Source organism: Chryseobacterium gossypii, from assembly GCF_041361455.1.
Classification (GTDB): Bacteria; Bacteroidota; Bacteroidia; order Flavobacteriales; family Weeksellaceae; genus Chryseobacterium; species Chryseobacterium gossypii.
Genome location: NZ_JBGCUR010000002.1, coordinates 135318 through 153693 on the forward strand (window position 1 = coordinate 135318; position 18376 = coordinate 153693).

The 18376-nt window shown below is 39.9% G+C and carries 18 protein-coding genes; 8 read left to right on the forward strand and 10 right to left on the reverse strand.

Annotation, left to right across the window (positions count from 1 at the left end):
- Position 1 precedes the first annotated feature (1 nt).
- Genes ABMQ40_RS02970 through ABMQ40_RS02980 form a run of 3 tightly spaced genes read left to right on the forward strand, consistent with a single transcriptional unit; the run spans position 2 to position 4065 of the window.
- Positions 2-1246, forward strand: a complete 1245-nt coding sequence (locus tag ABMQ40_RS02970; RefSeq protein WP_370896386.1) for a DUF1015 domain-containing protein — start codon at positions 2-4, stop codon at positions 1244-1246.
- A gap of 52 nt (positions 1247-1298) precedes the next feature.
- Positions 1299-2702: a M28 family peptidase gene (locus ABMQ40_RS02975; protein WP_370896388.1), complete on the forward strand. Its 1404-nt coding sequence runs from the start codon at positions 1299-1301 to the stop codon at positions 2700-2702.
- Between the two features lies 1 nt (position 2703).
- Positions 2704-4065, forward strand: a complete 1362-nt coding sequence (locus ABMQ40_RS02980) for a M20/M25/M40 family metallo-hydrolase (protein ID WP_370896390.1) — start codon at positions 2704-2706, stop codon at positions 4063-4065.
- Between the two features lie 26 nt (positions 4066-4091).
- On the opposite strand, the gene ABMQ40_RS02985 is transcribed toward ABMQ40_RS02980, so the two are convergent.
- From ABMQ40_RS02985 to ABMQ40_RS03005, 5 genes are all read right to left on the reverse strand, one after another.
- Positions 4092-4529: a hypothetical protein gene (locus tag ABMQ40_RS02985; RefSeq protein WP_370896392.1), complete on the reverse strand. Its 438-nt coding sequence runs from the start codon at positions 4527-4529 to the stop codon at positions 4092-4094.
- A 29-nt stretch (positions 4530-4558) separates the two neighbouring features.
- Positions 4559-5719, reverse strand: coding sequence for an aspartyl protease family protein (locus ABMQ40_RS02990; protein WP_370896394.1), 1161 nt, complete (start codon positions 5717-5719; stop codon positions 4559-4561).
- A gap of 193 nt (positions 5720-5912) precedes the next feature.
- The gene (locus tag ABMQ40_RS02995; RefSeq protein WP_370896478.1) at positions 5913-6950 is read right to left on the reverse strand and encodes a peptidylprolyl isomerase; all 1038 of its coding nucleotides are present in this window, start codon (positions 6948-6950) and stop codon (positions 5913-5915) included.
- A gap of 78 nt (positions 6951-7028) precedes the next feature.
- The gene (locus ABMQ40_RS03000) at positions 7029-7538 is read right to left on the reverse strand and encodes an FKBP-type peptidyl-prolyl cis-trans isomerase (RefSeq protein WP_370896396.1); all 510 of its coding nucleotides are present in this window, start codon (positions 7536-7538) and stop codon (positions 7029-7031) included.
- 149 nt (positions 7539-7687) lie between these two features.
- The gene (locus tag ABMQ40_RS03005) at positions 7688-8761 is read right to left on the reverse strand and encodes a branched-chain amino acid aminotransferase (RefSeq protein WP_370896398.1); all 1074 of its coding nucleotides are present in this window, start codon (positions 8759-8761) and stop codon (positions 7688-7690) included.
- Between the two features lie 85 nt (positions 8762-8846).
- Between ABMQ40_RS03005 and mnmC2 the strand changes: the two genes are divergently transcribed.
- Both mnmC2 and ABMQ40_RS03015 read left to right on the forward strand, forming a co-directional pair.
- Positions 8847-9521 carry a tRNA (5-methylaminomethyl-2-thiouridine)(34)-methyltransferase MnmC2 gene (gene mnmC2 / locus ABMQ40_RS03010; protein ID WP_370896400.1) on the forward strand — a complete coding sequence of 225 codons (675 nt, stop codon included), beginning with the start codon at positions 8847-8849 and terminating at the stop codon, positions 9519-9521.
- A gap of 118 nt (positions 9522-9639) precedes the next feature.
- A complete protein-coding gene (locus ABMQ40_RS03015) occupies positions 9640-10056 on the forward strand; it encodes an NUDIX domain-containing protein (protein ID WP_370896402.1) in 417 nt (138 codons plus the stop codon).
- Positions 10057-10092: 36 nt separating this feature from the next.
- Here the strand turns inward: ABMQ40_RS03015 and ABMQ40_RS03020 are convergent, their stop codons facing one another.
- Positions 10093-10797, reverse strand: a complete 705-nt coding sequence (locus tag ABMQ40_RS03020; protein WP_370896404.1) for a DUF4294 domain-containing protein — start codon at positions 10795-10797, stop codon at positions 10093-10095.
- Between the two features lie 51 nt (positions 10798-10848).
- Here ABMQ40_RS03020 and chrP point away from each other — a divergent pair, with 51 nt between their 5' ends.
- A complete protein-coding gene (gene chrP / locus ABMQ40_RS03025; RefSeq protein WP_370896406.1) occupies positions 10849-11922 on the forward strand; it encodes a chryseobasin maturation metalloprotease ChrP in 1074 nt (357 codons plus the stop codon).
- 97 nt (positions 11923-12019) lie between these two features.
- Positions 12020-12670: a ribulose-phosphate 3-epimerase gene (gene rpe / locus ABMQ40_RS03030; protein WP_370896408.1), complete on the forward strand. Its 651-nt coding sequence runs from the start codon at positions 12020-12022 to the stop codon at positions 12668-12670.
- Positions 12671-12839: 169 nt separating this feature from the next.
- Here the strand turns inward: rpe and chrI are convergent, their stop codons facing one another.
- Positions 12840-13322, reverse strand: a complete 483-nt coding sequence (gene chrI, locus ABMQ40_RS03035; RefSeq protein WP_370896410.1) for a chryseobasin maturation helper ChrI — start codon at positions 13320-13322, stop codon at positions 12840-12842.
- A gap of 123 nt (positions 13323-13445) precedes the next feature.
- Between chrI and ABMQ40_RS03040 the strand changes: the two genes are divergently transcribed.
- On the forward strand, positions 13446-15290 hold the full coding sequence (locus ABMQ40_RS03040) for an alpha-L-fucosidase (protein WP_370896412.1): 1845 nt from the start codon (positions 13446-13448) through the stop codon (positions 15288-15290).
- Between the two features lie 100 nt (positions 15291-15390).
- On the opposite strand, the gene ABMQ40_RS03045 is transcribed toward ABMQ40_RS03040, so the two are convergent.
- From ABMQ40_RS03045 to ABMQ40_RS03055, 3 genes are all read right to left on the reverse strand, one after another.
- Complete coding sequence (locus tag ABMQ40_RS03045) at positions 15391-15807, reverse strand: nucleoside-diphosphate kinase (RefSeq protein ID WP_370896414.1); 417 nt, start codon at positions 15805-15807, stop codon at positions 15391-15393.
- Positions 15808-16113: 306 nt separating this feature from the next.
- Positions 16114-17040, reverse strand: a complete 927-nt coding sequence (gene rsgA, locus ABMQ40_RS03050; RefSeq protein WP_370896416.1) for a ribosome small subunit-dependent GTPase A — start codon at positions 17038-17040, stop codon at positions 16114-16116.
- A gap of 96 nt (positions 17041-17136) precedes the next feature.
- Positions 17137-18216 (reverse strand): chorismate mutase, encoded by a 1080-nt coding sequence (locus tag ABMQ40_RS03055; RefSeq protein ID WP_370896418.1) that lies wholly within the window; start codon positions 18214-18216, stop codon positions 17137-17139.
- Between the last annotated feature and the right edge of the window lie 160 nt (positions 18217-18376).

The following is an 18376-nucleotide window of genomic DNA, read 5'->3' on the forward strand; positions in this document are numbered from 1 at the left end:
TATGCCTGTTTTTAAACCTTTCCGTGGAATAAGACCTCATAAAGACTTTGAGAGCACTTTCCCAACGCATCCTCTTGACAACTTCACCCAGGAGGAGATCGCAGAGAAAGCTCAAGTTGAAAATACTTACATCAATATGATAAAACCCTATGTTGTAAGTAAATCCAAAGATATCGACCGCAACCTGAGAAAGATCCGTTCTACTTTTGAAGAACTTCTGGATGATAATAAGCTGGTTCAGGACAGCTCGTCGTACTATCTGTATGAGCAGATCTATCCCGATAAACAGGTTTTCAGAGGATTGCTAGGCCTGGCAAGTATTGAAGATTTCTGGAACGGAAAAATAAAAAGGCACGAAAGTACCATTCCCCAGAAAAAAGAAAAACTTGCACATTATCTGGAAAAGGTAAACCTGCAGGCTGAACCTGTACTGCTTACCTACCCTTCCAATTCCAAAATCGAGTTGCTGATGAATCACGAGGAAAAGAACGTTCCTATTTTCAACCACGTAGATTCAAAAGGTATCAGGCATAAAATATGGAGGATAGACAACCGTCTCAAGCTCCAGCAGTTCAAAGAAGTAATAGACCAGATCGATTCCTTCTACATTGCAGACGGGCATCACAGGATCGGTTCTACCGCCCTGAACGCCAAACATCAGAAAGATAAAAATAAAAGACATAATGGCACAGAGCCTTACAACTTCGTATACAGCTTTATAGTTTCAAACCAGTCAATAAAGATCCATGATTACAACAGAATCGTCACAGATCTGAATGGCCTCTCCAATGAAGACTTCCTAAAACAACTGGAGCAATATTTCCTGATCCACGAAAAAGGCGAAACAGCCTACTACCCCTCCCAGAAATTCCATATTTCCATGTATCTGGATGGAAAATTTTACTCACTCCACGTAAAACATGATCTCCGCTCCCCGGAAATGTCTCTGGATAATCTGGATCATCATCTTTTAGATAAATACATATTCAAGAGCATCCTGAAAATTGATGATCCTGACAGCTCGGAAAAGATCTGTTACGTCAAAGGAACTTCAAATATTGAAGGGATCAACATCCTGAAGAATATGGTTGACAATGGAGAAGGAAAGGTAGGCTTCGGGATCTATCCGGTAAGCTTTAATGATATGATCAAGATATCAGACCTTAAGCTGAGCATGCCTCCAAAATGTACCTTCATTGAGCCTAAATTGGTTACTGCACTGTTAATGTACGACATGAAATCTTAGATTCCTATTTTTTTCCTACTTTTATCATCGGAAAAAGAAAGGTAAATAAAAAATGAAAAAACTGTTCATTATAATTCCACTCTTTTTGGGTGGATTTTTATTTTCTCAAAAAAAAACTTATAAAAAACCGGTCAGGAAAACTACCACAGCCAAATTTAATTATAATGACGAGTTTAAAAAGATTTCTGACGAAATTCTCACCAACGGAACTGCTTATGATAATCTCAGAGAGCTTACCAAAGGAATAGGTTCCCGTTTCAGTGCAACGCCGGGATACAATAAGGCTGCAGACTGGGCTGAAAAGAAATTAAAAGAAGCAGGAGCCGAAAATGTATGGCGGCAGGAAGTGAAAGTTCCTGTATGGATCAGAGGCAGAGAATCTCTTCAGATCAAAACCTCAAACGGTGACTGGAAAAATATTAAAATGCTTTCCTTCGGAAATTCAGAAGGAACAGGCGGAAAAGATCTTATCGCCGATATTCTGCTGGTAAAGGATGTTACGGAACTTAATACTTTAACGTCAGCACAGGTAAGAGATAAGATCATCTTCGTTAATTCCCTGATCGATCAGACCATCGTTAACACCGTTGATTCCTATCTGATCGCTGCTAAATCCAAACTATTATCGGCATCCGTCATCGGAAAAAAAGGAGCCAAGGCATTAATCATCCGATCACTGACAACAGCCCTGGATGATACACCGCATGCCAAAATGGTTTATTATGAGCCGGACGACAGGGTAAAGATCCCGGCGGTTACCATCGGCGTAAAATCTGCCGACGAGCTTGAAAGGCTGCTGAAAAAACAGCCGGTAAAAGCCAAAATCAATCTTTCTGCGGAATCAAAAGGAGAAACCACGAACCCGAACATTATCGGAGAAATTCCCGGAAAAAAGGATTCTAAAGTCATCGTTCTGGGAGCCCAGCTGGATTCCTGGGATTTTGCAGAAGGCGCACATGACGACGGTTCTGGAGTGGTACAGTGTATAGAAGTTTTAAGGGCTCTGAAAGCTCTGGGTATCAACAACAATCATACGATCAGGGTCGTCCTGTATGCCAACAGTGAGAATGGCGGACAAGGAAGGGATGCATATGCCGCCTATGTAAAGAAAAAAGAGGAAAAACACATCTTTGCCCTCGGGTCTGATTCCGGAGGATATTCACCCCGCGGCTTTTCATTGGATATGCCGCCGCAAAGAAGGAGACAAATCTTCGAATGGAAAAATTACTTTCTTCCTTACGGGGTCTACGATTTTGACCAAACCTATGCCATTCAGGACATTTCCCCGTTGAAGAAGCTGGACATTCCTCTGTCTGAGCTTGTTGTGGATACCCAAAGATACTTCGATTATCACCACTCTGTAGAAGATACTTTTGATAAAGTTAACAAACGTGAGCTGCTGCTGGGTGCCGTAGCAATGACACAAATGATTTTCATAATTGATAAAAACTGGTAGAATGAGAAAAATTATAAGCACATCTCTATTGCTTCTCGGAATAGCTGTATCAGGACAGATAAAAGAAGACTCCATACAGTTCAGCAAGATTTCCACAGAGATTTTAAATAACGGAAAAGCATACACGGAATTAAAAGATCTCACTAAGAATATCGGTCACCGACTGAGTGGTTCCGAATCCTATGAAAAGGCGGTTCAATGGGCTGCACAGAAACTTCGTGAGGCAGGAGCCGACAAAGTTTGGCTCCAGGAAGTGATGGTCCCGGTATGGGTAAGAGGAAAAGAATCACTTCAGATCAAAACCCCCGACGGAAAATGGGAAAGCCTGAAAATGCTTTCTTTAGGTAATTCAGAAGGTACCGGAGGGAAAGATGTTTCCGGAGAGATCATCATGGTAAAATCTATGGAAGAATATGACAGGCTTCCCGCTGAGGAGGTAAAGGGGAAAATAGTTTTCTTTAATTACCCTTTCAGCCAGTCTTTTGTGGAAACTTTCAAAGGGTATAGTGACGCCGCTAAATACAGAGTGAACGCTGCATCCTTAACTGCCAAAAAAGGCGGGAAATTTGCCATTATCCGTTCCCTTTCTTCAGCATTTGATGATGTGCCCCATACAGGCTCAATGCATTATGAAAATGAAGATCAAAATAAAATTCCGGCTGTTGCTATTGGAAATACTACGGCAGATCAGCTTGAAGCCCTTTTAAAAAGCCGGAAAGTAACCGCAAAATTAAATTCCAACTGCGGAATGAAGGGAGAAAAGCTCTCCCATTCAGTGATCGGTGAAATTACCGGAAAAAGGGATCGAAGCGTTATTCTTGTTGGCGGGCACCTGGATTCCTGGGATGTGGGTGAAGGCGCCCACGACGACGGGGCCGGCATTGTTCAAAGCATTGAAGTACTCAGAACGTTCAAAAAGCTGGGGATCCAGAATAACCATACAATCAGGGTTGTTTGTTTTGCCAATGAAGAAAATGGCATAAAAGGAGGGATACAGTATGGAAAAACAGCCAGAGAAAATAATGAAAAACATCTTCTTGCCATAGAAACCGATGCAGGGGGCTTCACCCCAAGAGGAATCTCCCTCAAAATGGATGATGCGAAAAAAGATCAGATCAAAAGCTGGGCAAACCTGTTTTTTCCTTATGGAGTATATAATTTTGAAGGGACAGATACCGGAACAGACCTCTTGCCTCTCAATGAGATGGGGATTCCGACCGCAGGGCTGGTTCCTGATTCCCAAAGATACTTTGATATCCACCATACGGAAGAAGACACCTTTGATAAAGTAAACCGCAGGGAGCTACTCCTGGGAGCAGTTATTATGACACAGCTGATCTATATGATTGACAAGAACTGGTAAAATAAAAGCCGCCTTAAAGGCGACTTTTATTTTGTGAATATCAGATCTTCAATATCAGAAATATCGATCTCGTTATCGTTTCCGAAAGAACAGTATGTTTCATCTGAGATATAGCTGAATGCCAGTTTCCCGTCTTCCAGCTTCTTTAAATGAATCCTCGCATTTTTTATTGAGCAATCCGTATATTGTATAAAATATGCCTTTTTTACTTTCACCTCATATTCAGACGGAGCAGGAGAAGAAAGTTCACTTTCATCAATAATAAATTCCTCTTTATTCACATTGATAAGCGAAAACCGAAAAGTTTTACCGGCTTCCCTGATTTGCAGTATAAGCGGGCTTCCTTCCACTTCTGTTTTCCACGTTCCGGATAAGGCTGAGAAGTCTTTATAAGCCTCAAAGCTTTTTTGGGAATATCCAAAGCATACGGTTAATATTCCAGACAGCAGTAGTATTTTTTTCATGACCTGTATCCTGATATGGCTAGGTATTCTTATTGCAAATATTCTTTTTTATCCAATTTAAAATCCAGAATACTTCCGTCCCGGTTAACCTTTACAGTAATGGACCGGGCATCTTTCTCTACTCGGTTCATAAAGTAATGACAGGCGGATTCCTGGTTAAGGTCATCAAGCTTTACATCATTAATACTGATTATGGAATCTCCTGTTTTAAGCGGGAAATTTTCTTCACGGAAAACGAAAGCCACTACCGGCTTATTATTTACGAAACGGTACCCGAAGCCAAAAGATTCCAGTTTTGCATAAGGATCTTTAATAGGTTTCATGTAGACCTTATCGTTTTTCCAATCCATGACGAAAACGAAATTTTTAAAGAAGTCATTTCCTATGAGATCCGAACTTCCGGTAGCGATCAGCTCATTTGGAAAGTTCCGGTTTCCCAAAGGCAGTTCAGCTTTAAAGATATATCCAACCGCTGGTTTTGCCGCTCCATAGGCCCCGGCCGTACTGGAGCCATAAGTTTCAACAAATTGTTTTACTTTCTGCGGATCAAAATAGCTGTCTGAAATTTTCAGCCTTCCGGAGAAACCAGTATCAAAAGTGAGTTCCACATTTTTATCTAAAATCCTGGTTTTCACAACCGGAGTTTTCTGTGGCTTGGCCTCAAACGGAACTATAGTTTCATATCCGTTCAGATCAAATTTAGACAGATCTTTTGTAGCTTCCAGTAAATTCTCAGAATAATTGACCCTCCAGAAAAGCTTGGCCATCTGATTGGCTCCGATGATCCCATCGATTTTAAAACAGTTAAGATCCGAATTATTGAGATCCATAACAATAGCTCCAATATTTTTGAAAACCACATTGTCAACAATCATTTCAGGAAGCACTGTAAAGATCTGTGACTGCTTGTTTTTCTGGGAGTCTTTTACTTTGCTTTTATGCTTTTTCTCAAGACCAAGCTCTGCGTATATAGTACTGGAAATTACTGTTGGCGCTCCCGAATCAAACAGAAAATTGTACTGCTTGCCACCGATATTCACCAATATAAAAGGAAGATCATTGGCAAATCTCAGATTAATTTTCTCAACAGGATGTTGTAATTGCACATCTCCGGTTTCAAAGAATCTTTTACCTTGTGCGGAAAACAAAACGGAACTGAACACGAGAAGCGAATAGAAGATTTTTTTCATGAAAAAATTTTACACGAAAATAGTGTTTTCTACGATTCCGGAAAAATGAAATACGGTTATACACAGATAATATTGTTTTTCCAAGTCGTATTGACCCTGCAAGTCACACAATCCATTCTCTGATTCAATCATTGCTATAAATAAAAAGCCGTCCTTCCGGACGGCTTTTATTTTAATATTTATTTCAATTATTTTATTGCACTTTCACAAGTTCAACATCGAAAATCAGCCATGCATTTGGCGGGATCACCCCTCCTGCACCCCTTTCTCCGTAAGCCATAGCAGGCGGGATCAATAAAGTGGCTGTTTCTCCTTCTTTCAATAACAGGATCCCTTCATCCCATCCTTTGATCACTCTTCCCATTCCGATAGGGATCTCGATGGGCTCATTTCTTTTGAATGATGAATCGAATTCTGTTCCGTCCACTAATTTACCTGCATAGTGTACAGATACATTATCCCCAGCTTTCGGAGCTTTTCCCGTAGTTGTTTTTGTGATTTTATAATAAAGGCCGGATTCTGTTTTCTGCATTCCTGCTTTAAGGTTCTCCACCATTTTTTCCTGGTTGGCTTTGAACTCCTCTTCTTTTTTCTTTCTTTCAGCCTCTTCTTTAGCCATGAATGCTTTATTGTTTTCAGCAATCTTAGCTTTTCCTTCGGTGAAAGTTTTGGCAGGATCATAGTTTTTGTATTCGTCCCCTTTGCTGAATACGGACACTTTTTCCAAAACTACATCCGTTTTAGGCTTGTCATTAGCTCCTTTTTCAACATTGGCAATAGCATCAATCACCTCTTCTCCTTTTACTACTTTTCCGAAAATAGTATGTCTGCCGTCTAACCATGGAGTTGGCACTTCAGTGATGAAAAACTGGGAACCGTTGGTATTCGGACCGGAGTTGGCCATAGAAAGGATTCCTTTTCCGGTATGCTTAAGGTCGTTTTTCTCGTCCTCGAACTTATATCCCGGATCACCCATTCCAGTTCCCTGAGGATCGCCTCCCTGGATCATAAAATCCTTGATCACCCTGTGGAAAATAGTTCCATCATAGTAAGGAACTCCCTTAGCTTTGGCTTTGTTATCAATTTTTCCTTCTGCAAGGCCAATAAAATTAGCTACAGTTACCGGTGCTTTCTTATCTTCAAACTTTACAATCATGTTTCCTTTGGAAGTCTGAAGATTAGCATAAAGTCCGTCATTAAGACCTTCGTAAGTTTCTTTGTCTACGTTCATTTTCTTATAAATTGGTGTACAACTCATCAGCGAGATACTTGCCGCTGCCAGAATCATATTTTTGTTAAACAATCTCATTTATAATGCTTTTAATTTTATGATTAAAGGAATATCGTTATCTATTTTTTTCTCATCTCCATACGTTCCGTACGCAAGAGCTGAAGGAACTAAAAGTGTAACTTCCTCACCATCATGGATAAAACGCAAAGCATTTTCTACAGCTTTTAATTCATCAAAGTGTCCGAATTTAGCATCTCTTCTTTCGACAGGCTGGTCATAGATCCTCGTCTGGTCAAAGTCATACAGCTCATAAGAATAAGAAATCAGGGAATTATCCGGTCTTCTTGTTCTTTTGTCGAAACCTTCCGTACTTACCCAGTAATTGAGCTGTGTGGGATAAAACTTTATGGGCTGTCCGTCGATCCATTCCTGGATATGTTTCCTTTCCATGGCATTAAGGTTCTTCACCCTTTCCTTGGAAACATCCAGGTCTTTCTGGCTTAGCACCCCGCCTACCGGCGGATGTGTCTGTGCATTTCTGTTACAGCTTAGCAATCCTAATATCGATATGAAGAGTATTTTTTTCATAAACTTTTGCGAAAATACACATTTCGGAATCAATTACAAAACATATTGCACTAATGTACTGAACAGATAATTTTTGCCCGGATACAGACAGCTTAAGCAAAAAGCCGGGAATTTCCCGGCTTCATACATATTTTGTATTTAATAGAGAATTAAACTGTTTCAAGTACTTTTTTTTCCACAAGCACTCTCCATCCGAACGGGTCTTCCGCAAGATTGTTCTGGATATCCAGCAGGTCTTTTTTAAGGAGTTCCGCATAGCTTTCCTCAGCCGGAAGTTTTGGCAAATCAAGCTTTTCTCCGTTATACCCTAAAGCCTGGAAAATAGTGGTAACCACAGCAGTTCCTACACCCCAAACTTCTTTTAAAGTACCATTTTTCTGTGCTTCGATCACTTCTTTTACGGCCACAGGCTGTACCTTTACCTCAATGCCTCTTCTTTTTGCCAGCTGAATAAAGCTGTCTCTGGTAACACCGTCAAGGATTTTTTCAGATGTCGGCGGTGTATAGATGGTATCGTTAATCCTTACAAATACATTCATTGTTCCGCTCTCTTCGAAAAATTCATGGGTAGCGTCATCCGTCCAGATGATTTGCTCATAGCCTTCTTCAATAGCCAATTGAGTAGGATAGAAAGAAGCGGCATAGTTACCGGCAGCTTTGGCAGATCCCACACCTCCATTGGCCGCTCTTGAATAATGATCTGATATTTTTACAGAAACAGGCTCTGTATAATAGCTTTTGGCAGGTGTTGCCACAATGGCAAACATATATTTATTTGCTACTCTCGCTTTCAAAGCTTCTTCCGTAGCAAAAATCACCGGTCTGATATATAAGGACATTCCTTCTCCGTGAGGGATCCAGTTTCTGTCTATATCCACTAATGCTTTTAATCCGTCTAAAAACATTTCTTCAGTTACCTCCGGCATGGCAAGACGTTTAGCCGATTTATTGATACGTTCAAAATTCTTTTCAGGTCTGAAAAGGAAAACTTGCCCATCCTTGTCTTTATAAGCTTTCATTCCTTCAAAACAAGCTTGTCCGTAATTTACTCCCATCATGGCTGGGGTAAAAGGTATCGGACCATAAGGTACTAATTTTACTTCACCCCATTTTCCGTTTTCATACTCGCAAATGATCATATGATCAATGAAAGTATTTCCGAATGAAAAGTTATTAGGGTCGAATGTAGAAATTCTGGAGTTTTCAGTTTTTTGAATTATCATTTCTAAAATTTTTTATGATGTTCTACAAATTTAACATAATTTTCTAAATATAAAAATTTTGGAGTAAATTTGGCAAAAAAATAGCTTGAAAAGAGAAATCAGAACTACCAACGACGGAAGTAAAACACTGTTTATCAGTGATTTAAATGAAAACTATCATTCCCATCACGGAGCGTTACAGGAAGCCGAACACGTGTTTATCAAAAATGGATTAAATTTAATAAATCGTTGCGAAATTAATATTTTAGAACTCGGATTTGGCACAGGATTAAATGTTTTGGTAACAATTAATGAATATTTAAAAACTGACAAAAATCATGTGATAAATTATTTTTCTCTCGAAAAATACCCCGTAAATGAATCCGAGATTAAAGATTTGGCTTATTTTGAACTTTTTGATAACCCTGGATTCAAAAATATTTATCAAAAAATTCATCAATCAGATTGGGGAAAATCGTTTGAAATTATTAAAGGTTTCAACTTAAAAAAGATAGAATGTGATTTTTTTGACCTGAAAGACATTGACTTACCAAAAATCAACCTTGTTTATTATGATTGCTTCGGAGCCAGGGTTCAGCCTGATCTTTGGGAAAAGCCCCTGTTTGAAATCGTTGCCGGTAAAATGGATGTTAACGGTCTGTTAACTACCTATTCTTCGAAAGGAAGCGTAAGAAGGATTCTTCAGGAGCTGGATTTTAAAGTGGAAAAAAAACAAGGGCCTCCGGGAAAGAGGGAAATGATCAATGCGATCAAACTTTAATAATAAGCAATCAAGTTGACTACCAGGCCCACTTAACTCATAACTCATAACTCATAACTTATAACTCCCATTTCACTCTCACCAAATTTCCTTACCTTAGCTATACAAAATATGATATATGATAGATAAGATAAACATAAGGGTTTATGCTTGTGCTGTAAAAGACAGAAAGGTTTTGACATTGTTCGAGGAATACGCAGGAGAGCCATTAATGAAATTCCCGGGAGGAGGGTTAGAATACGGAGAAGGCTTGCTGGAATGCTTACATCGTGAATTTGATGAAGAGCTTAACGTGAAAATAGAAATTGTGGAGCATCTTTATACCCAGGAAAATTTCCTGGTTTCCCGTTTCAGGGAAAACGAGCAGCTGCTTACCATATATTATATAGTGAATATCATCAACGAAGAAGACTTTCTTATCCTGGATCCCTGTATTGAAAAAACAGAATGGATTGATATTGCCAGACCCGACAATCCGTTCCCTCTACCGATAGATCAGATCGTATTTGATAAGTTAAAAGAAAAATTCCTGTAGATTTACAGGAATTTTTTTTAATTATTGATCGGTTAGTTACTTTCCGGGTTTGAAGTTATTTGCACCCGGATAAGGCTGGAGATAGCCCGAGTTCCAGTTGGACTGCAACAGTGACTCTATAAATTCATCTGTTCGGTTTACCCGTGGGTTATACCGGTCTTTCAGATCTATATCAGCCATTTTCCCTTTTACATTCCACCAGAAGGCGCTCCATCCGCCTCTCAGTTCCCTGATGATCTCGTAAACATTCTTTCCTGTAGCCCTGTTCATGAGCTTTGCAAATACCTGCCCTTCTGTAGTTGTCAGGTCTCTCAACTGCTTTTCATATTGGTCGGCGAGCATATTCTGCCGTTCTTTTACAAATTTCCTTTTGGCTTTGTTATCCATATCCGTCATATCTTTCTGGATATCTCTGTACTGCTGAAGAGCCGTTAAAAATAAAGGATAAACTCTATATAATTTTTTATTCAGGAAATAATAGTAATTTCGGTCCAGCTGGTTGTTGAATTTCGGTTTATTAAGCAATACAAGCTCATCCATTACCACCACGGTCTCTCCGTTTATTTCATAGATTTTGGCTTTTTGCTTTTCATCGTAATAATATTTGTTCCCAAATTCATCTACTCTTAATAATTCCGCCGGGTATTGGCTCAAAGGTTTTGCGATTACTGAATCTTTCTGCCCGAAAACCCCTACCCCAAAAAAGAAAAGAAAAAGGCAAATAATCTTACTAAAATTCATTATTTTTACACTTATTAGAACAAAAATTCACCGCAAAAATCATTCCTTTTTATGAAATTTGAAAAGAAATCTTTAAAATTTTTAGAAAAATATTTAAACACTTCATCGCCAACAGGTTACGAGCATAAAGGACAGGAAATCTGGATGGATTACATCAGACCTTATGTGGATAAGATTGAAATAGACCATTACGGTACCTGCTACGGTATAATCAATCCTGAAGCAGAATTCAAGGTCGTTATAGAGGCTCATGCCGATGAAATCTCATGGTATGTAAACTACATCACAGATGATGGCCTGATCTATGTGATCAGAAACGGAGGCTCAGACCAGACCATCGCCCCTTCCAAGGTAGTGCATATCCACGGGGAAAAAGGCATTGTAAAAGGAGTTTTCGGATGGCCCGCCATCCATACAAGAACCAACCAGAATGAGCCTACACCAAAGATCGAAAATATATTTATTGATTGCGGCGCCACTTCAAAGAAGGAAGTGGAAGACCTGGGAATCTATGTAGGCTGTATGATCACCTATCCTGATGAATTTTTTGAACTGAATGACCGCTATTTTGTATGCCGGGCACTGGATAACAGGATCGGAGGATTTATGATCGCAGAAGTGGCAAGGCTTTTGAGGGAAAACAAAAAAATACTGCCTTTCGGGCTCTATATCACCAACTCCGTACAGGAAGAAGTAGGATTATACGGGGCGGACATGATCGCAGATACCATTAAGCCCAATATTGCCATCGTTACGGATGTCACTCACGATACCACCACCCCAATGATCGAAAAGAAAAAAGAAGGTGACCAGAAATGCGGTGCAGGCCCGGTAATTTTCTTTGCCCCGAGCGTTCACCACACAATCAGGCAACTAATCATAGACACGGCAAAAACCAAGAAAATTCCTTTCCAAAGGGCAGCTGCAAGCAGGTCTACAGGAACGGATACAGATGCTTTCGCCCATTCCAACGGCGGAGTTCCAAGTGCATTAATTTCACTACCTTTGCGCTATATGCATACTACAGTGGAAATGGTTTCCAAAGAAGATGTAGGCAATGTGATCAGGCTGATCTATGAAACCGTTTTAAGGATAAAGCCTGAAATGAAGCTGAAATATCATTAAGAGGAAAGAATAAAGAGAAAAAATAGTAATAATGTGAATCTACGGTCACTTCCTCTTTGAAAACCGAAAAGTATAAAAGTAAAGTATAAAAAGTAAAATGAAAACGAAGCTTATTGCTCCTTCCCTTTTATCTGCAGACTTCGGGAATCTGCAAAGAGACATTGAAATGCTGAACAATTCTCAGGCTGACTGGTTCCATATCGATGTAATGGACGGCAGGTTTGTTCCGAATATTTCATTCGGCTTCCCGGTGATGAAAACGATCCAGCAACATGCCAAAAAGTTTGTTGATGTACACTTAATGATCGTTGAGCCGGAAAAATATGTTGAAGAATTTATTAACCACGGTGCCGATCTGGTTTCCGTTCATTATGAAGCGTGCACCCACCTGCACAGAACCATTCACCATATCCAAAGCAAAGGAGCAAAAGCCGGTGTCGTACTGAATCCCTCTACCCCTGTTCTGATGCTTGAAGACATTATTGCAGATGTGGATCTGGTATTGCTGATGAGTGTAAATCCCGGATTCGGAGGACAAAAATTCATTGAAAACACCTATAAGAAAATTGCTGAGACCAAAGATCTGATCATCAGCAATAATTCCACTGCCCTGATCGAAATAGACGGAGGAGTAAACCTGGATAATGCAGCCAAGCTCTTTGAAGCCGGAGCTGATGTCCTGGTGGCAGGTAATGCCGTTTTTTCCTCTGAAAACCCTGAAAGAACGATCGAGCTTTTAAAGATCTGAGCATAATGGATATAAAACTAAAGGAGACGGCAGCCGATGGCTGCCGTCTCCTCTTTTGAACCTGCATGGTTATAGTTATTGATTCTGATCCGAATGTAAATTTCCTGATAAAAATCCATACCGCATATCCGTAAAAACACGGAATTTTATGACCTGTAAATTCTGAATACTATTCTGCCTTGCTCCAGATACAACCGCAGATTACAAGTACAACACTGATCACCGAAAAAACGGTCCTGATATGATTAAGGAAATTCCAACGGTTTTCAAAGCCTTTCCGCATCCTGGCAATTGCCTCTTTAGAAGCAGTTGCTATGTCAAACTGGTCCAGCCGGTTATTCAAAGGAACATTGCCAAACACCGTTATTCCAAAAACTCCGATCAGATAAGCTGCCGAAGCCAGTAAAAGAAAAATGAAAACAGGATGTGACCGGAAAACAAATGTAGAAACAGGAAGCAAAACAGCTGTTCCCATAAAGCTCATGAAAAACATGGGATTAAGAATTTCCCTGTTGATGGACTGCATAGCCTTCAGATATTCCATATCCGATAATTTTCCCAGTCCCGGAATCACAGAACAGGAATAAGCATAGAAAAGTCCCGCGATCAGAGCGGTTAAAATGGCGGTAATAAGTAAGAGTAGTGTTGCCATTTTCATATGTTTTTATTTAATGATATCGAAAGATAAAAATACTATATATATTAGTGAAAAGCCGGATTCATCTGATTTTTCGGAATATATTGTCTGTATTCCTTATTTTAGCCTTAAAAAACGATGAGAAGCAGACTGCTCAGTGCTACTTTGTTAGGTTTATTCCTAAATTTCCATGATTTAAAAGCTCAAAATACGGTATCTGATGATAAAAAAATGGAATGGTTCCGGAATGCCAAGCTGGGAATCTTTATTCATTGGGGAATTTATTCTGTTGATGGGATTTCAGAATCGTGGTCGTTCTTTAATAATTACATCAATTATGATCATTATATGAAACAGCTGGGCGGCTTTTCTGCCTCCCGTTACCAACCTGATTACTGGGCAGAAATAATCAAAAGTTCAGGAGCAAGGTACACTGTAATCACCACCAGACACCATGATGGTGTCTCTCTCTGGAACTCAAATGCCAAACACGCGATCACCATATCTAAGAATGCTCTGGCAAAAAGGGATGTCCTTACTCCTTTTATTTCGGAGTTGAAGAAAGCAGGACTGAAGACAGGCCTTTACTACTCTCTTCCTGACTGGAGCCATCCGGATTACGACATCAATACAAGGACCAAAAAACGGTATGAAATTAAAAGTGAACCAAAACGCTGGCAAAGCTATATCCACTACTATCAAGCCCAGCTCAATGAGCTTTTGAGTCTTTATCAGCCTGATTTATTCTGGTTTGACGGCGACTGGGAGCATACTCCGGAAGAATGGAATACTTCCGGAACAAAGGAGATACTGAAAAAGTATAATCCAGGCATCATCATTAACTCCCGGCTTGATCAGCATGGCGATTATGAGACTCCTGAACAGGGTATCCCGGTCACACCGCCTAAAAGCAAATATTGGGAACTATGCTATACCATAAATGACTCATGGGGTTACCAGCCTTTTGACAGCAACTATAAAACCCCGAACATGATTATCAGAACTCTGGCAGACGTGATCAGTATGGGCGGAAACCTTTTGCTGGATATCGGCCCCAAAGCAGACGGCACAATTCCGGCAGAACAGGCAGAAGTTCTGAAAGCTCTTGGCAGATGGATCTCTAAAAATTCGGGTGCGGTCTACGGAACACGCCAGGGTCTGCCATTTGAAAATTATAAGGGAAAATCGGCAATATCCGAAAATAAGAAATCCGTATTCCTGTATCTTGATCATGCCAAAGATTTTGATAAGATCTATGGGCTATCTACCCGCCCTCTTTCTGCAAAAATTGTTGGTGAGGATACCCAGGTCAGTTTTGATCTCAGTAAAAATAAGGTGCTGACTTTACATCTGTCTGATATAAAATTTGACCGGGATGTAACTGTGGTACAGATTACTTTCCAGAATCCTCCTGTATTTCTTACCGGTGGTTTTCAAAAAGAAAAACGTTCCCTTTCTGAAATTCTTGAAAATAACAATACGGGATTGGCTGTGTATGATCTCGCCAGCGATCTGCACCACGGGAATAATCTTTTGGACAATTCAGGCTTAACCAATGACGGTATGGATATGAACATTCAAAAAACAAAACATACCAATCCGGAAACCTTAGCCTGGATAAGCAAACATGCCGAAGCTCTTTATGAGACCGGTAAAGGGCTTCCTGACGGACATTATCCCGGAATGAGCGCCCTTTCCAGAGACAGACAGACCCTTTATCTTTTTGTGGAGGGAAGTCCTACGGGGCCAATAGCCCTGAAAGGCATTAAAAATGGAATCTCCAGAATCAGAATTGTGGGTAACGGCACCCTGCTCAGCCATAAGGTTTATAATAAACTGTACTGGAGCGACAGGCCGGGAATTATCTACATTGATATTCCAAAAGAAAAGCTGGATAAGAACCTGACCGTAATTGCTGTTTTGCTGGATAAGCCCGTAGCATTATACCGGGAGGAAGTGGGTGCAATTGAAAGTAATTTATAATATATTGATCATTCTGGCAGATTTATGACAATATATCCTGCCATCAAAAATAAAAATCCAGAGATATTCTCTGGATTTTAATATGTTAAGTTTATTCTTCTTAGAAAATTTCTCTTCCTGAAAAATGGAACCGGGCTTCAATAAGAGCATTTTCATCAGAATCCGAACCATGAACGGCATTTTCCCCTACACTTCTTGCAAACATTTTCCTGATTGTGCCTTCAGCAGCTTCAGCAGGATTAGTGGCACCGATCAGTTTTCTGAAATCTTCAACAGCGTTTTCTTTTTCCAAAACTGCCGCTACGATCGGTCCTGAGCTCATAAATTCTACCAATTCTCCATAGAATGGTCTTTCAGCATGAACTTCATAAAACTTTTTTGCATCCGCAACTGTAAGCTGAGTAAGCTTCATTGCCTTAATCTTGAAACCAGCTTCTGAAATCTTTCCTAATATAGCACCGATATGACCATCTGCAACAGCATCAGGCTTTATCATAGTGAATGTGATGTTAGACATAAATTATTATTTTTTTAATCCCGCAAAATTACAAAAAATATCTTTGTTTTTAATTTTAATTTTTTTTAACATAAAAATAACTTTTATTAAGAAAATCCGAATCAATCTTTGGCACAGTAATTGTTTATTCTATTGCGATTCTCATGTTTAATTTGAGTTTTCATGGTTATTAGTTTTTACCCAGCTTCGGCTGGGTTTTTTGTTTAATAATCCTTTGAAAATTAAACAATTGTATAACATTTTCCGTCCCCGTGACAGAAAAAATAAAGCAATATGCTAAAAAAATGTGATTATTAAAGGTAGTGACTATTTTTGGGATGCTTCATCCGCTTCTTCCATCAGCTTAATATAAGTAGCATATCTGGAATGGAAAATCTCGCCGGTATCCAAAGCAGCAATTACGGCACATTTGGGCTCATTGATATGAAGACAGTTGTGAAATTTACATTCCTCCCTTTTTTTAAAGATCTCGGGAAAATAATGTTGTACTTCTTCCTTCTCTATATCGATCATGGCAAATTCGCGTACTCCCGGAGTATCGATTACATTTCCCCCAAAGTCCCAGAAATGCATCTGGGCAAAAGTGGTGGTGTGTTTTCCTTTCAGATGAGTGTCTGAGATTTCCGAGGTCTTCAGATTCAGCCCAGGCTGTAACGCATTCACCAATGTAGATTTACCACAGCCCGAGTGACCAAAAAAAACTGAGGTTTTGTTTTGCAGTGTTTCCTGCAGGATATCCAGATTTAGCCTGGAATAGGAAGAAATCTCCAGCGTATCATACCCTATTTCCCGGTAAAGAAATTCAATATCTTTTACCACTTCAATTTCTTCTCCATTCAGAACGTCCATCTTATTAAACAGGACAAGCGGTGTAATGTTGTACGCCTCACAGCATGCCAGAAATCTGTCTAAAAAGCCCAGAGAGGTTTCCGGATATTTAAGCGTAAAGATAAAGCATGCCAGATCTATGTTGGAAGCAATGATGTGTGCTTCTTTAGAAAGGTTAACGGATTTCCGGATCAGATAATTTTTTCGGGGTTCAATTTTAGTGATCCATGCAATATCGTCTTTTTCCAGCTGAAATTCCACAAAATCACCCACAGCAAGCGGATTGGTAAGCCTGGTTTTAATCAGTTTAAACTTACCCCGGATCCGGGCCTCGAAAATTTTACCAGTTTCCAATTCCAAAACCTGGTACCAGCTTCCCGTAGATTTGATGATTTTTCCTTTCATATACTTTGCTGGTTGCAAATATAAGGAATTAGGGCTTAGTATCCAGACCCGAAGATTATATTAATCCTCGCAGTCTATTTTCTAAGCCCCGTTATTTTATCTGTCGATCATGATGCTGTTCTGCACCTCAATGGATTCTTCATGGATAGCTTTGAAAACTTTTTCGATAAAATCCTGGGACATTCCCGTTTCTTTAGCTTTCTGGACAGCGTATTCCGTGATGATCTTCCAGCGTTCAGGCTGAAAAATGGCTACATCATTTTCTTTTTTAAGCTTTCCTATTTTTGCCGACACTTTCATCCTCTGAGACAGCAGTTCAATCAGCTGAAAATCGATATCGGAGATCAGGGTCCTGTATCTTCCCATCTCTTCATCAAAACCTACCAGCTCCGTATTCCTTATTTTCAGGTTCGAGATCAGCTCTGCCAGAACTTCAGGAGTGATCTGCTGTGACGCATCGCTCCAAGCTTCATCCGGATTAGAATGGGTTTCAATGATCGCTCCCTGATAGCCTACATTCAATCCTTCCTGGGTAATATCCGCAAGCCCTGTTCTGTTCCCGCAAATATGTGAAGGATCTATCAGCATCGGAATATTAGGGAACTGGCTTTTAAAATCCAGGGCGATCTGCCAGTTAGGATTATTCCTGTATTTTGTTTTCTGATAAGTAGAGAATCCCCTGTGGATGACCCCAAGCTTTTTTATATCCTGTCCCGCGAGTCTTTCCAAAGCTCCAATCCATAAAGCTAAATCCGGATTTACAGGATTCTTAACGAGAACCGGCTTATCCACACCTCTCAGCGCCATTGCAATTTCCTGCACCGTAAAGGGGTTTACTGTAGATCTGGCACCGATCCAGAGAATATCCACATCAGCCTCCAGAGCTGCAAAAACGTGATGGGCATTGGCTACTTCTGTAGCGGTTTTGAAACCATATTCCTCTTTCACTTTTTTCAGCCAGTTAAGCCCAATCACTCCCACTCCTTCAAAACCGTTCGGTTTTGTACGGGGTTTCCAGATTCCCGCACGGAAAATAGGCACCTGTGCTCCGGTTTCTTTTATTCTTCTGGCTGTTTCCAGCATCTGGGCTTCACTTTCCGCACTGCACGGGCCCGCAATCATCAGCGGCTGGGGAAATTCATTGATCCACTCGTTTTTTAGGTCTTTTAAATTCATTATTCTTGTTTTATTTTTTTAAAATTACGTCAATAGTTTATTCAATTATAAAATTACTTTATAATTCTTTTCAAAAAATATCGTTAAAATCATTTATGGAACCAGGAATTCGGGATGTGAATAATTTTCCTGTATTTTTTGAAGAAGAATCAGCTAGCAA

What these genes read in the sequence shown, in the direction of transcription:
- ABMQ40_RS03005 (WP_370896398.1), bottom strand. Translation starts at nt 8,761, where the DNA reads ATGATAATTCAAAAAACTGAAAACTCCAGAATTTCTACATTCGACCCT.
- rpe (WP_370896408.1), top strand. Translation starts at nt 12,020, where the DNA reads ATGAAAACGAAGCTTATTGCTCCTTCCCTTTTATCTGCAGACTTCGGG.
- ABMQ40_RS02975 (WP_370896388.1), top strand. Translation starts at nt 1,299, where the DNA reads ATGAAAAAACTGTTCATTATAATTCCACTCTTTTTGGGTGGATTTTTA.
- rsgA (WP_370896416.1), bottom strand. Translation starts at nt 17,040, where the DNA reads ATGAAAGGAAAAATCATCAAATCTACGGGAAGCTGGTACCAGGTTTTG.
- ABMQ40_RS02990 (WP_370896394.1), bottom strand. Translation starts at nt 5,719, where the DNA reads ATGAAAAAAATCTTCTATTCGCTTCTCGTGTTCAGTTCCGTTTTGTTT.
- ABMQ40_RS02995 (WP_370896478.1), bottom strand. Translation starts at nt 6,950, where the DNA reads ATGAACGTAGACAAAGAAACTTACGAAGGTCTTAATGACGGACTTTAT.
- chrI (WP_370896410.1), bottom strand. Translation starts at nt 13,322, where the DNA reads ATGGCAACACTACTCTTACTTATTACCGCCATTTTAACCGCTCTGATC.
- chrP (WP_370896406.1), top strand. Translation starts at nt 10,849, where the DNA reads ATGAAATTTGAAAAGAAATCTTTAAAATTTTTAGAAAAATATTTAAAC.
- ABMQ40_RS03015 (WP_370896402.1), top strand. Translation starts at nt 9,640, where the DNA reads ATGATAGATAAGATAAACATAAGGGTTTATGCTTGTGCTGTAAAAGAC.
- ABMQ40_RS03045 (WP_370896414.1), bottom strand. Translation starts at nt 15,807, where the DNA reads ATGTCTAACATCACATTCACTATGATAAAGCCTGATGCTGTTGCAGAT.
- ABMQ40_RS03020 (WP_370896404.1), bottom strand. Translation starts at nt 10,797, where the DNA reads ATGAATTTTAGTAAGATTATTTGCCTTTTTCTTTTCTTTTTTGGGGTA.
- ABMQ40_RS02970 (WP_370896386.1), top strand. Translation starts at nt 2, where the DNA reads ATGCCTGTTTTTAAACCTTTCCGTGGAATAAGACCTCATAAAGACTTT.
- ABMQ40_RS03040 (WP_370896412.1), top strand. Translation starts at nt 13,446, where the DNA reads ATGAGAAGCAGACTGCTCAGTGCTACTTTGTTAGGTTTATTCCTAAAT.
- ABMQ40_RS03055 (WP_370896418.1), bottom strand. Translation starts at nt 18,216, where the DNA reads ATGAATTTAAAAGACCTAAAAAACGAGTGGATCAATGAATTTCCCCAG.
- ABMQ40_RS02985 (WP_370896392.1), bottom strand. Translation starts at nt 4,529, where the DNA reads ATGAAAAAAATACTACTGCTGTCTGGAATATTAACCGTATGCTTTGGA.
- ABMQ40_RS02980 (WP_370896390.1), top strand. Translation starts at nt 2,704, where the DNA reads ATGAGAAAAATTATAAGCACATCTCTATTGCTTCTCGGAATAGCTGTA.
- ABMQ40_RS03000 (WP_370896396.1), bottom strand. Translation starts at nt 7,538, where the DNA reads ATGAAAAAAATACTCTTCATATCGATATTAGGATTGCTAAGCTGTAAC.